This is a genomic window from Gottfriedia acidiceleris, assembly GCF_004138285.1.
GTDB classification, from domain to species: Bacteria; Bacillota; Bacilli; order Bacillales; family Bacillaceae_G; genus Gottfriedia; species Gottfriedia acidiceleris_A.
Map to the genome: position 1 here is coordinate 705886 of NZ_SCFN01000001.1, position 12789 is coordinate 718674.

At 32.3% G+C, this 12789-nt stretch carries 15 protein-coding genes; 11 read left to right on the forward strand and 4 right to left on the reverse strand.

Annotated elements, in window-relative coordinates:
* The first annotated feature begins 73 nt into the window (after window positions 1–73).
* On the forward strand, window positions 74–385 hold the full coding sequence (locus EP747_RS03335; protein ID WP_129688512.1) for a hypothetical protein: 312 nt from the start codon (window positions 74–76) through the stop codon (window positions 383–385).
* Between the two features lie 110 nt (window positions 386–495).
* A complete protein-coding gene (locus EP747_RS03340; protein ID WP_129688513.1) occupies window positions 496–933 on the forward strand; it encodes a BrxA/BrxB family bacilliredoxin in 438 nt (145 codons plus the stop codon).
* Between the two features lie 100 nt (window positions 934–1033).
* Here EP747_RS03340 and EP747_RS03345 read toward each other — a convergent pair whose 3' ends face one another.
* Entirely contained in the window at window positions 1034–1228 is a 195-nt protein-coding gene (locus tag EP747_RS03345) for a hypothetical protein (protein ID WP_129688514.1), read from the reverse strand.
* 154 nt (window positions 1229–1382) lie between these two features.
* Here EP747_RS03345 and EP747_RS03350 point away from each other — a divergent pair, with 154 nt between their 5' ends.
* The 7 genes from EP747_RS03350 to EP747_RS03380 all read left to right on the forward strand — a co-directional run bounded on the left by EP747_RS03350 (window position 1383) and on the right by EP747_RS03380 (window position 8197).
* On the forward strand, window positions 1383–1868 hold the full coding sequence (locus EP747_RS03350) for an NUDIX hydrolase (protein ID WP_129688515.1): 486 nt from the start codon (window positions 1383–1385) through the stop codon (window positions 1866–1868).
* A gap of 450 nt (window positions 1869–2318) precedes the next feature.
* The gene (locus tag EP747_RS03355) at window positions 2319–3074 is read left to right on the forward strand and encodes a transporter substrate-binding domain-containing protein (RefSeq protein WP_129688516.1); all 756 of its coding nucleotides are present in this window, start codon (window positions 2319–2321) and stop codon (window positions 3072–3074) included.
* Window positions 3075–3171: 97 nt separating this feature from the next.
* On the forward strand, window positions 3172–4512 hold the full coding sequence (locus EP747_RS03360) for an aspartate aminotransferase family protein (protein WP_129688517.1): 1341 nt from the start codon (window positions 3172–3174) through the stop codon (window positions 4510–4512).
* Between the two features lie 79 nt (window positions 4513–4591).
* The gene (locus EP747_RS03365) at window positions 4592–5251 is read left to right on the forward strand and encodes an amino acid ABC transporter permease (protein ID WP_069034049.1); all 660 of its coding nucleotides are present in this window, start codon (window positions 4592–4594) and stop codon (window positions 5249–5251) included.
* Window positions 5244–5966: an amino acid ABC transporter ATP-binding protein gene (locus tag EP747_RS03370; protein WP_129688518.1), complete on the forward strand. Its 723-nt coding sequence runs from the start codon at window positions 5244–5246 to the stop codon at window positions 5964–5966. Before EP747_RS03365 ends, EP747_RS03370 begins: the two co-directional genes overlap by 8 nt.
* Window positions 5967–6305: 339 nt before the next feature.
* Entirely contained in the window at window positions 6306–6650 is a 345-nt protein-coding gene (locus EP747_RS03375) for a DUF485 domain-containing protein (RefSeq protein ID WP_129688519.1), read from the forward strand.
* Window positions 6647–8197, forward strand: coding sequence for a cation acetate symporter (locus tag EP747_RS03380; protein WP_129688520.1), 1551 nt, complete (start codon window positions 6647–6649; stop codon window positions 8195–8197). The genes EP747_RS03375 and EP747_RS03380 overlap by 4 nt, the downstream gene beginning before the upstream one ends.
* Before the next feature lie 97 nt (window positions 8198–8294).
* On the opposite strand, the gene EP747_RS03385 is transcribed toward EP747_RS03380, so the two are convergent.
* Window positions 8295–8819 (reverse strand): acyl-CoA thioesterase, encoded by a 525-nt coding sequence (locus tag EP747_RS03385; protein WP_129688521.1) that lies wholly within the window; start codon window positions 8817–8819, stop codon window positions 8295–8297.
* Between the two features lie 254 nt (window positions 8820–9073).
* Between EP747_RS03385 and EP747_RS03390 the strand changes: the two genes are divergently transcribed.
* Together EP747_RS03390 and EP747_RS03395 are read left to right on the forward strand one after the other, a co-directional pair.
* Entirely contained in the window at window positions 9074–10033 is a 960-nt protein-coding gene (locus tag EP747_RS03390) for an aromatic acid exporter family protein (protein ID WP_129688522.1), read from the forward strand.
* Between the two features lie 13 nt (window positions 10034–10046).
* Entirely contained in the window at window positions 10047–10562 is a 516-nt protein-coding gene (locus EP747_RS03395; protein ID WP_025671086.1) for a L,D-transpeptidase, read from the forward strand.
* Between the two features lie 70 nt (window positions 10563–10632).
* Here the strand turns inward: EP747_RS03395 and prli42 are convergent, their stop codons facing one another.
* Both prli42 and EP747_RS03400 read right to left on the reverse strand, forming a co-directional pair.
* A complete protein-coding gene (gene prli42 / locus EP747_RS24125; protein ID WP_156339731.1) occupies window positions 10633–10725 on the reverse strand; it encodes a stressosome-associated protein Prli42 in 93 nt (30 codons plus the stop codon).
* 272 nt (window positions 10726–10997) lie between these two features.
* Window positions 10998–12662 (reverse strand): M4 family metallopeptidase, encoded by a 1665-nt coding sequence (locus EP747_RS03400; protein ID WP_129688523.1) that lies wholly within the window; start codon window positions 12660–12662, stop codon window positions 10998–11000.
* Between the last annotated feature and the right edge of the window lie 127 nt (window positions 12663–12789).

The window sequence follows — 12789 nt, forward strand, 5'->3', positions numbered from 1 at the left end:
TTCATACTAAAAAAGTATGCTTTCGTTCATTTCCTCATATATTTGTATAAACAAGCGATATGGAGGGAGAGATATGGACGAACTTCTTTTTGATCAGCTTAAGTTATTAAGTTGGGACTGTATAATATTAGAAGGTGCTAGTGAGCAAGAAGAAGAGCTAATGAAAAATGTATTATCCACATTACATTCAATCGGATTAAAAAATAAAATTGATGCAAAAGTTTTATTTATTGCAGGAGATGTGGAAAAGATTGATCAATTTGTCATGAAAAATCCATTCGTAACCGTTATACGAGTTGTTGAAGAATTAAATGAAGATTACCAATACGCCATATCTACTTTAGCTCATTTACCGAATGTAATCGTAGAGCTAGTGAATGAATAATTATGACGATAAAAGTTTAATTTGAAATAATAAAACTAGCAGGTTCAAAAGCTTGAATTAATAGCCGCTAAATTGGTAAGATGAAAAAAAGCATGTAAGGAGTAGATGAAATGAATATGAATTTTAATTTTTTTATGAATGATGTTGTCCATACTGCACGTCAAGAGATCGTAGCGGCTGGTTATGCAGAGTTAAAAACACCAGAGGAAGTCGAGCAAGCATTAGAAAAGAAAGGCACTACACTTGTAATGGTAAACTCAGTATGTGGTTGTGCTGGTGGTATTGCTCGTCCTGCAGCAGCACATTCAGTGCATTATGATGCAAGACCTGACCAATTAGTAACTGTGTTTGCAGGGCAAGATAAAGAAGCTACAGCGAAAGCTCGTGAATATTTTACTGGTAAAGCACCATCATCTCCGTCATTTGCTCTTTTAAAAGACGGTGAACTTGTTGCGATGGTTGAGCGTCATGAAATAGAAGGTCATGATCCAATGCAAGTCATTCAAAAACTTCAAAATTACTTCGATCAATTTTGTGAAGAAATTTAAATAAAAAGTACAAAAATTTATGGGGGGAATTCCATAAATTTTTGTACTTTTTTTGTGCATAATATTATTATTATGTAAACTGTGTTTTAAATGAAGCGTTTTAATTAATTATTTTGTAAATAAAATAAAAGATAAAAAAGAAAGATAATGCAGCTAAAGAGCAAGTAAAAATTAATAACATTAATGCATCTTTATATGCTGTTTCATCATATTTTACTCGAAAAGCGAAGGATTCTAATCTATATTTTTTTAATTTTCTATATTGGTTTAAATCGATAATGTTTGATTGATCCACAACACACCTCTCCTTTGTAGTACTAATATATTAATTAAATTTTAAAATATTCTAAATAATTAGTAAAGTTGTTTTGCAAACAAATTAATAGTAAATTATGCCATAATTAATAGAAATAAAATTTCTAATATGCTTGAAAGGTAAGTGGGATTTTGTGAAATATACTTTATGCTTTATCAAACGAAATGATGAACTATTAATGTTAAATCGTATAAATGCTCCAACAATGGGAATTTGGAATGGTGTTGGTGGAAAAATAGAAAAAGGAGAAACAATCGAAAGATCAGTTCAAAGAGAGATTGCAGAAGAAACCGGAATCCATATTGAATTGAAAGATATAACTTATAAAGGTAAAGTGACCTGGCATGAAGAAGATGTGGATTTCGGAGGTATGTATTTATTTTTGGCCGAGGTTTCAAATAGCTTAACATATGATACGCCTTTAAAAACAGATGAGGGAATTTTAGATTGGAAAAAAATTGATTGGGTAATAGATGAAAAAAATCAAGGAGTAGGAGAGTGTATTCCTTATTTTCTTCCTATACTATTAAATAATGAGCGGAATCATCACTATTCCTTTTATTATAAGGAGAATACGGTAGTTGATGTAGTAATAGAAGAAGAAATTTTAATATTATAAAATAATTTATAAATGAATAATGTAATCATTTTTATGAAAATACCATTTCTAAAGTGGTATTTTTTTTATGAATAGGTGTGAAAACGCTTAAATTTGGGGGAATTTAAGTATTCGGTAATGAAAAATGTAGTGGTTTGCGAGATTTGTCGAAAACTTTTTGAAAGATTTGAAAAGTATGATAACAAGACTCTTATTCAACTGGTTGAATAAATATATAAATATAATGAATATTAATGTAAAAATATTATTTATAATATCCTTGTAAAATTAAGGTTTATCTAATTTTTTTGTCGAAAACCTAAAAAATATAGTTGCATATTTATTAGTATGTGTTAAAATTCATTTTGTGGAATAATTATTCATTCAAAAAAAATGGTTGTTTAATAGAATACTAAAAAAGATAATATAAATAATAAGTTTGAATTTTTAAAAAATTAGGGGGAAGCATTTATGAAAAAAATAGTCGGAGTTTTAGCTGCATCAGCATTATCAATTGGAATGTTATCTGCTTGTAACAAGTCAGATGATAAAACCTTAATCTTAGGAACAAGTGCGGATTATAAGCCTTATGAATTTATTGACACAAAAAATGACAAAATAGTAGGGTTTGATGTTGATTTAGCTAAAGCGCTTGGTAAAAAAACTGGTTACACTGTTAAAGTAAAAGACATTGATTTTAACTCACTAATTACTGCAATGAATGCAGATAAAGTAGATTTTATAATGGCAGGTATGAAAAAGACACCTGAGCGTGCGAAAAATGCAGATTTCACTGAACCGTATTTCACAGATCAAAATGAAATAATTGTAAATAAAGATTCAAACATTAAAAGTGTTGAAGATTTAAAAGGAAAAACAGTCGGTGTACAAGCTGGTTCAATTCAAGAAACAAAAGCAATTGAAGTTTCTAAAAAGGTTGGATTTAAAGTTGAAAACCGTAATCGTATTCCTGAGATGGTAGAAGAATTAAAAGCTGGACGATTTGATGCTGTTGTTATCGAACAATCTGTAGCAAGTGGTTATCTAAATAAATTACCAGAAATGCAAGGATTATTAATTCAAGATTTCTTTGAACAATCTGGTTCAGCAGTAGCTCTTCCAAAAGGTAGTAAATTAACGCCTAAATTTGATAAAGCACTAGCTGAATTAAAAGAAGATGGAACTGTTGATAAATTAATTAAAAAATGGTTCGGTGAATTGAAGTAATTTGTAAGATTTTAATAGATTAAAAGATAAAAATATAGGGTATGCCAAAAGATATAGAAAATGATAAGTTTTGTTGTAATCAGGGGAGGAATTATTGATGGAGAGAGATTGGAGTCACTTATTGGAAAAAATGCCTTTACGTCTTGCGCCAAGCATGGCAAAGGATCATCCTAACCTACCGGTTGTAAAGGAAGAAGGCTGTTACTATTATGGTGTAGATGGTAAAGAGTACTTAGACTTTACATCTGGTATTGCTACTACAAATGTTGGACATCGTCATCCAAAAGTAGTACAGGCAATTAAAGATGGCGCTGACTCTTTAGCCCATGGTCCGTCTGGTGTTATTATTTACGAATCGATTTTAAAGCTAGCAGATGAGTTGGCTGAAATTCTTCCTGGTAACTTAGATACTTTCTTTTTTGGTAATAGTGGAACTGAAGCGATTGAAGGTGCTATTAAGCTAGCAAAACATGCTACTAAACGTCCATATATTGTTTCATTTATTGGTTGTTTCCATGGCCGTTCTATGGGAGCATTAAGCGTTACAACATCAAAAAGTAAGTATCGAAAATTTTTACAACCAATAGGCTCTTATCAAATACCTTATGCAAATGTTTCAGAATGCCCTGAAGGTTATGATGAAGAACAATATGTAGTAGAGCAATTAGAAAAAGATTTTAAACGTTTATTTAATCATCAAGTTACACCAGAAGAAGTAGCTGCAGTTATTGTAGAGCCAGTTCTAGGTGAAGGTGGATATGTAGTACCACCTAAAGCATGGTTAAAGAAAATACGAGAAATCTGTGATAAAAATAATATTTTACTAATTTTTGATGAAGTTCAAACTGGATTTGGGCGTACAGGAGATTGGTTTGCTGCACATACTTTTGATGTAACGCCTGATATTATGGCAATTGCAAAAGGTATTGCAAATGGCATTCCCTTAAGTGCGACTGTAGCATCAAATGAACTAATGAAACAGTGGCCACTAGGTAGTCATGGAACAACATTTGGGGGAAATCCAATAGCTTGTTCAGCTGCACTGGCTGTTTTAGAAATTATTAAAGAAGAAAAGCTTTTAGAAAATACGAAAGAAGTTGGAGCTTACGCAGTAGAAAAACTGAATGCATTAAAAGAAAAGCATTCGGTAATTGGAAGCATTCGCTCAATTGGTTTAATGATCGGCATTGAAATCATTAATCCTGCTACAAAAGAACCAAACGGTGATGGATTATTTAAAATTCTTGATCTTGCTTTGGAAAAAGGTGTTTTATTCTACTTCTGTGGTAACAACAGTGAAGTAATTCGAATGATTCCACCATTAACAGTAACGAAGAATCAAATCGATGATGGGTTAGCAATCTTAGATGAAGCATTAACAGAATATGAGCAATCCATTGGATATGAATTATATGAAACAAAGGGCATTGGTTTCTAAACCAGTGCTCTTTAACTAAACAGACTTTGTCGAATAAACTTTGCAATTTAAAAGACAAATAGTAAAGGAGTACTACAATATGAACTTAGATTTTTCTCAAATTGTTCCTTCAATTCCATATATATTGGCCGGATTAAAATTAACATTACTAGTAGTTGTTTGTTCAATTTTATTAGGTCTTGTTTTAGCAATTTTACTTGCATTAATGAAAATTAGCCGTGCAAAATGGTTAGTTGTAATCGCTGATTTTTATACATCAATTTTTCGTGGAACACCGATGGTTTTGCAATTAATGATTATTTATTATGGTTTACCACAATTAATTGGATTCGATATCGAAAAGTTTCCAGCAGCGGTGTTAGCCTTTGGATTGAATTCAGGAGCTTATGTATCAGAGATAATCCGTGCAGGTATACTAGCAGTTGATAAAGGACAACAAGAAGCTGCTTCAGCTTTAGGAATCCCTTACCGTAAAATGATGTCAAAAATTATTTTACCCCAAGCATTTAAAAATATTTTACCAGCATTGATGAATGAGTTTATTACATTAACGAAGGAATCAGCAATGGTAACAGTAATTGGTGCATCTGATTTAATGAGAAGAGCATTCTTAGTAGGTGGAGAGACGTACTCGTTTATGGAGCCACTTATTTTTGTAGCTGCAATCTATTACATTATCATTATGATACTGTCACTTCTAGGTAAATCTGTTGAAAGGAGAATGCGTACAAATGATTAAAATTACTGATTTAAATAAAAGCTTTGGAAACGTTCATGTATTAAAAGGAATAACTACTACAATCGAGCAAGGTTCAGTTGTAGCTGTAATTGGCCCATCTGGTTCTGGTAAATCTACATTTTTGCGTTGTATGAATTTATTAGAAACTCCTTCATATGGTGAAATTTGGATGGACGATATTGAAGTAACGAATCCTAAATGTAATATAATGAAAATCCGTGAAGATGTAGGTATGGTATTCCAACATTTTCATTTGTTCCCACATATGACAGTTTTAGAAAATATTACGTATGCTCCGATTAATGTAAAAGGTATGAGTAAGGCTAAAGCAGAAGAAAACGCAAAGTCACTTCTTGAAAAAGTTGGCCTTCTTGAAAAAGCAAACGTATACCCTCCTAAGCTTTCTGGTGGTCAAAAACAACGTGTTGCGATTGCAAGAGCACTTGCAATGGAACCAAAAGTAATGTTATTTGATGAGCCAACATCAGCATTAGATCCGGAGATGGTAAAAGAAGTACTTGAAGTAATGAAATCATTAGCTCATACAGGAATGACAATGGTCATCGTTACACATGAAATGGGTTTTGCAAAGGAAGTTGCAGATCGAATTCTATTCTTAGACGAAGGAAATCTAGTTGAGGATGCAACTCCAATCGAATTATTCACAAAACCAAAAACAGATCGTGCAAAGTTATTCCTTGAGAAAGTTTTATAAGTCATTTAATCAATAATGTGTAGAATCCCTACTTTTCATCTGAAAAGAGGGATTTTTTTATTGACAAAAAATTCATTGGTTTACGTTGAAATTGTCTAAATATGTTTTAGGTTTGTAAGTCAGCGGATGTTTTTTGTATTTCAACTTCAGCTCGTAATCAAATTCTACAAAAAAATTTTTTAATAATTAGAACTTGTTAATTCTTGTCTATCGAAAACATTTATTAAAGCGGATCAAAATGAAATAAAATTATCTTAGTTTCTGAATATTCTTTCATTTTTATTTGCAATAATATCTTTAATTTTTCAAGAAATAAAAACTTGAAAGGAGAGTATTACAATGGAATTGGACAAAAATTCTAGTACGAGTATAAGTCAGAGCAAATACTCGGAAGTTGCAAAATCACATGAGTTTAAACAGTTACTGAAAGCAAAAAGAAAGTTTATTCTACCAATGTCTTTATTCTTTTTTTGTTTTTACATTGCATTACCTTTAATGACTTCTTATTCTAAAGCACTTAATACAAAAGCAATAGGAGAGGTAACATGGGCTTGGTTGTTTGCATTCGCTCAATTTGTTATGACATGGGTATTATGTATGATTTACAGTAAGAAAGCTGAATCCTTTGATAAAATGGCAGATGAAGTACTGGAAAAGTTAAATAAAGGAGGGGAGGAAATTTGAATACGACGGCATTTACATTATTTTTAATTATCGTACTAGGAACGCTAGTTATTACATATTTCGCTTCTAAAAAAACAAAAGATGCGAAAGATTTTTATACAGCAGGCGGTGGATTGACTGGTTGGCAAAATGGATTTGCAATTGCAGGTGACTATATGTCAGCAGCATCCTTTTTAGGAATTGCAGGTGCGATCGCTTTAACTGGATTCGATGGATTTTTTTATAGCATCGGATTTTTAGTTGCCTATTTAGTCGTTTTATATTTAGTAGCAGAGCCTTTACGAAATCTTGGAAAATACACGTTAGCAGATATGATTGCTGCGCGATTTGATCAAAGAAAAGTAAGAGGGGTAGCCGCGTTAAACACAATGACGATTTCAATCTTTTATATGATTGCACAACTAGTTGGTGCTGGTGCACTGATTAAATTATTACTTGGAATTGATTATACGACTGCTGTTTTAATAGTAGGTATATTAATGACTGTTTATGTAATATTTGGAGGTATGAGGGCTACTAGTTGGGTTCAAATCGTAAAGGCAATACTTCTTATGCTTGGAACATTAGTCATTTCAATCATCGTATTTGCTAAATTTAATTTCAACATTAATGAAATGTTTAGTCAAATGAGAACGGCAACTCCTTTAAAGGACTCGTTTTTAAATCCAGGTGTAAAATACACAAATGGATTAGATACAATTTCACTTAATTTAGCTCTTGTTCTTGGAACAGCCGGATTACCTCATATACTGGTCCGTTTCTTTACAGTGCGTGATGCGAAAACGGCTCGAAAATCAGTCGTATATGCAACTTGGTTAATCGGAGCATTTTATATCATGACGATATTCCTTGGATTTGGGGCAGCTGCATTTGTTGGAAATTCTGAGATTATAAAAGCAAATCCAGCAGGAAATATGGCGGCGCCACTTTTAGCTGAAGTATTAGGTGGTAACTTTTTATTTGCTTTTGTTTCAGCTGTAGCATTTGCAACTATACTTGCGGTAGTAGCAGGGCTAGTATTAACTGCTGCATCTGCCTTTGCACATGATTTTTACAATGAAATCTTAAAACAAGGTAAAGCTACTGAAAAAGAGCAAGTTTCAATGGCTAGATATGCCTCGATTGGAGTTGCTTTAATCTCGATCTTACTTGCAATATTTGCACAAACATTAAATGTTGCCTTTTTAGTATCCTTAGCATTTGCAGTTGCTGCAAGTGCGAACTTACCAGTCATACTCTTTACAATTTATTGGAAACGTTTTAATACGACTGGCGCAATTACTGGTATGTTAACTGGATTAATCTCTGCCATCATATTAGTAGCAATAAGTCCAAATATTTGGAGTCCAATTGAAGGAAAAGCCATCTTTGTTGGGGATCCATTAATTAATTTAACGAATCCAGGGATTATATCAATTCCTTTAGGATTCATAGCTGCTTATTTAGGTACAATTCTTTCAAGTAAAAAAGAAAATGAAGCTAAATTTGATGAAATTCTCGTGAAGTCTAATACTGGTCATGGTGTATCTGGTATTTCTACGCATTAATCATAATTAGAAAAAAGAAACTGAAGAAATTTCTCAGTTTCTTTTTTCTGTAGGGCACAAATTTATTTGTCAGTTTTTTTTTAGGAAACAAATTAATTTACTCATCATTTTGTTTTAACTTTAAAGGTTTCGTAGAGATAATCGTTTCAATGTTTTTACTGATTAATTTATTATTTTTACGATTTTCGATTCTTGCTTTTGCTATTTCAGCAAGTTCTCGTTCTTCTTCAGTTTCAAGAATGATAGATGGAACTGGTACAGTTTTATTATCCTTCATTCCAACAAATGTTAAAAATGAAGTTGCAGCAACTCGGCGATTGCCTGTAATCAAGTTCTCTGCAATTGCTTTTACGAAAATTACGATAGATGAGGTTCCTGTAACGACGACAAAGGATTCATATGAGATACAATCCTCTTCTGTAACTGGGTGTAAGAAGTCTACATGGTCAATCGAAGCAGTTACACATTTCAATCTTGAATGTTTAGAAGCAGTAATAGAAGCAGTCATATCCATATCAGCAAGAATTTTTCCACCAAATAAAGTTTGGTGATTGTTCAAGTCAGTAGGAAAAACTCGAACAGTTAAAGCTGAACGTGATTCATGGCAATATTTTGAACTCATAAATTCACACCTTTTATTAGAATAATGATATTTTTACCAATCTATTAATTATTAAGCGTAAATATGAGATGAAATATTTTCATTAAATAGATGTGAGAATGTGACCTATTATCGTAAAGGTAGAAAGTACGCTTAGTGGAGCTCAACAAGGTTGATTTCTTATCAATCCTGATCTTATTTTATCTTTTCTTAACTTTACCCTATTCAATGAATCAAATAGCTCATAAAGTAAAACATACATAATAGGTGATATTATGTATAGAATTGGTTCAAGGATTGTTAAAACGGCGTTAGGGAGTGCGGTTGCAATTTTTATCGCACAATCGGTGGGAGTTCATTTTTACTCGTCTGCTGGAATATTAACAATATTATGTATACAACCAACCAAAAAGCGTTCATTAGATACAGCATTGAGAAGGTTTTCTGCATGTGTGCTGATCATAATTTTTTGTATTTTTTTCTTTCATATTTTTGGTTATACACCTTTAGCGATTGGATTATTACTATTATTTTTTATTCCAAGCTTAGTAAAGCTTAAAATTCAAGAAGGTGTCATTTCTAGTGCAGTGATCATGCTACATCTATATGGTCTAAAAAAAATTACAGCTCCAATAATAGTAGATGAGTTAACTGTAATTGTAATAGGAATTGGTGTAGCTTTACTTTGTAATTTATATATGCCTAGTTTAGATGATCAAATAAAAAACTTTAAAGTTCAAATTGATTCTAAATTTTGTTTTATTTTTGAGAAGATTTCTATTTATTTAAAAGAACCAGCTAATAAGTGTTTTTTAGAAGAATATGATGAAACAGTAAAATTGCTTCAAGAAGCGAAAAGAATTTCAAAATTAGAAATCGATAATCATTATTTTAAATCCTCGAACGATGAAGATTATGAATACTTTTTATTAAGAGAGCGGCAACTTGAAATTATTCACCGTATTATTGACACGGTTTGTGACATTAAAGTGAGTAACGAACAATCACATATTTTATCCAAATTTTTTAATGATTTAAGCTTTTCTATAAATCCAATTATAAGTGGCGTTATATGCTTACATCAGTTAGAAGAAATCTATCACATGTTTCGTGCAATGCCACTTCCACAAACATCTGATGATTTTGAAACTAGAGCAGCAGTTTTAACAATCATCAATGAAATGGAAAGTTTTTTGATTATGAAATCAAAGTTTAAGGGAAAATACGCTAAGTGAAATTAAAAAGGAGTTGCTTTATTTGCTTAAACTAGTTCTATCACTACTTTTAGTAATTGGTCCTGTATGGCCACTTGGACAAAACCCAAGGGTAGGCGAACCATTTATTATCATTAATAAAGAAGTAAATAATTTGGCATATATAGAAGATGGAAAAGTCCTAAGGATTTATCGAATTGCTACCGGAAAAACAGCAGATTTAACTCCTGAAGGTATTTTTAATATTACATATAAAGCCAAAAATCCATATTGGCGTAAAAAGAATATTCCAGGAGGGGATCCTAAAAATCCTCTCGGAACTAGATGGATTGGTTTTGACGCATTAGGTACTGACGGTTCGATTTATGGTATTCATGGAAATAATGACCCTTCAACAATTGGTAAATATATATCAAATGGTTGTGTAAGAATGTACACAAATGATGTGAATGAACTTTTTGATAAAATCCCATATGGAACGAAAGTGTTAATCACAACATCATCAAGTTCATTTGAACAACTAGCTCGTGAACAAGGTGCAATTAGATAATAAAGAGGATTCACCATCAAAATCTCAAGATCTTGATGATGAATCCTCTTTTTCCATTTTATTTGTCCTTTTATAACATAGCAGCGATACCTGCAAGTAAAGTAGTAGCAAGCATTGAAATTAACATAATCATAACGACTACTTTTTGTGTTTTTTTTCTCATGTGATTACCACCTTATATTAAAGTATTACAATTTATTAATTATTTATTAGAATAATACAAGTGGTCCTATTTTAGCATATGTAGGATAATTTTTACAGTATAAGCTTCTTTTTTAATAACTCTCTTGATTAAACGTGATTCATCAGTTACAAACAAATATGTAGTTAGCAATGTACTAATAAAAATCACACTTTTACCAAAATAAAAAAAGGTCTCATAAGCATTTTTAGCTTACGAGACATCCATTTTTTACTCAAAATATGTTTAAAATTTTACTTAACTCCAACCGCATCAAATGCCTTATTTACTGTAGTTACTTCAGCGGAGCTGGTACCACCGAAAAGGTCAGCAGCTGCTTTCACACATGCTGCTCGTGCTTGACTAAAAGTAGAGGAAGCTGTTAAGTAAGTTGTATTTGCACGATAGAAAATTTGAGCTAGTTTAGTATTACCAATCCCCGTAACAGACACGCCGTAAGCAGTTCCACCTTGAGCAATTAAGTAAGCAGCTTTATTAATAATACCGCTATTTGTATGAACTCCTCCATTGTCAGATGTTCCAGTGTAACGATTTGCATAGTTATCTGGATCTCCATATTTAGTTGGATTACTCATCGAACGAAGTGCATCACCTGCAATTTTTGGCGTATAAATATCTTCACCAATCTCGTAATCAGGATTTTTATTATTATAGAACTCTATTAAAGTACCAAAAATATCAGAAATTGCTTCATTTAGTGCACCAGATTCATTCTGATAAATTAAATTTGAGCTAGTCTCTGTTACTGCGTGGGTTAACTCATGTGCTACTACGTCAATCCCCCCTGATAACGAAATAAATGTTGTACCATCACCATCGCCATAAACCATTTGCGTACCGTTCCAAAACGCATTGTTGTAATTACGGCCATAATGGACACTCGATTTAAGTGCACCGCCTTTATTATCATAGGAATTACGTGCAAAAACATTTTTATAATAATCAAATGTTAATCCAGCAAAATAATGTGCATCAACTGCAGCCCCATCATAAGTGCTATTTAGAAGGTTATCAGGACTTGTCCAAAGTGTACCAGCAAGACGTTGTCGGTTTGCTGCATCATAAGTGAAAATGCCACCTTGGGCTCTAGTATTATCTTGTAAATAATAAGTTGAACCCGATACGGTCATATTTAGTGTTTTTGTATCACCAAGCACGCCAACTCCTGTTCCAGTTGTATTCGTACTACTTGTTGTACCGCCCGGTTTTGCAGCAGGGGCACTACTATCTGCTTCATCTAAATTATTATAGCTATTTAATATTTTTCCTGTTGATGCATCAATGAAATAATTAAAGTTTCCAGGTTTTGGAGAAAGGAAGTTTAAGTTTACAAGGTAAGCGTAAGTAGCTTCATCACCATTTGTGTAAACTACTAAATCAGCTGTAGGGTCTTTTTCATAGATAGGAGTATAACCAAGGTCGGCTTCGGCAATTTTAATTGATTTGTTGGCATTTACTTTCTTTTCAGATTTAAGTCCTTTTTTCGTATCTAGATTAGGAGCTACCGTACCAGAGAAAACTGTTAGAACACCATCGTCCGCAACTAATGCTGTTTGAGTAGAACCCCAAACAGGTACACCATTATATACTTGTTGTAGTCGAAGAGCGGTACCTAACATATCTTTTTTGCTAGACTTAATAATGAATGATTCTTCTGAGGATTTTGAACCGAGTTTGAATTTATCTTTGTTAGCATTCACATAACTAAGTACAATGCTCTCAGGACTTTGATTTGATGACTTTGTCAGCTGTCCTGAAACAAATTCAGGAGATCCTACAGACTCATTGTACTTATAGCTAGATAACACATTTTTTGGTGCAGCATATGTATTTGTTACTGAAAAACTACTTGCTGCTAATCCTAAAGATAACCCAACTGCTAAAACTTTTTTGTTCAATTAAATTCCTCCCTAGTTAACAAATAGTGATAACGAGCTAATATTATCATGTAATCTAGTAGGTTTACAAACTACAAAAAACTGCAATAATTGCATTTTTTTTTGAAAAAATAAGTCTTTTATATCA

What these genes read in the sequence shown, in the direction of transcription:
- EP747_RS03355 (WP_129688516.1), top strand. Translation starts at nt 2,319, where the DNA reads ATGAAAAAAATAGTCGGAGTTTTAGCTGCATCAGCATTATCAATTGGA.
- EP747_RS03360 (WP_129688517.1), top strand. Translation starts at nt 3,172, where the DNA reads ATGGAGAGAGATTGGAGTCACTTATTGGAAAAAATGCCTTTACGTCTT.
- EP747_RS03370 (WP_129688518.1), top strand. Translation starts at nt 5,244, where the DNA reads ATGATTAAAATTACTGATTTAAATAAAAGCTTTGGAAACGTTCATGTA.
- EP747_RS03365 (WP_069034049.1), top strand. Translation starts at nt 4,592, where the DNA reads ATGAACTTAGATTTTTCTCAAATTGTTCCTTCAATTCCATATATATTG.
- prli42 (WP_156339731.1), bottom strand. Translation starts at nt 10,725, where the DNA reads ATGAGAAAAAAAACACAAAAAGTAGTCGTTATGATTATGTTAATTTCA.
- EP747_RS03335 (WP_129688512.1), top strand. Translation starts at nt 74, where the DNA reads ATGGACGAACTTCTTTTTGATCAGCTTAAGTTATTAAGTTGGGACTGT.
- EP747_RS03390 (WP_129688522.1), top strand. Translation starts at nt 9,074, where the DNA reads ATGTATAGAATTGGTTCAAGGATTGTTAAAACGGCGTTAGGGAGTGCG.
- EP747_RS03375 (WP_129688519.1), top strand. Translation starts at nt 6,306, where the DNA reads ATGGAATTGGACAAAAATTCTAGTACGAGTATAAGTCAGAGCAAATAC.
- EP747_RS03385 (WP_129688521.1), bottom strand. Translation starts at nt 8,819, where the DNA reads ATGAGTTCAAAATATTGCCATGAATCACGTTCAGCTTTAACTGTTCGA.
- EP747_RS03340 (WP_129688513.1), top strand. Translation starts at nt 496, where the DNA reads ATGAATATGAATTTTAATTTTTTTATGAATGATGTTGTCCATACTGCA.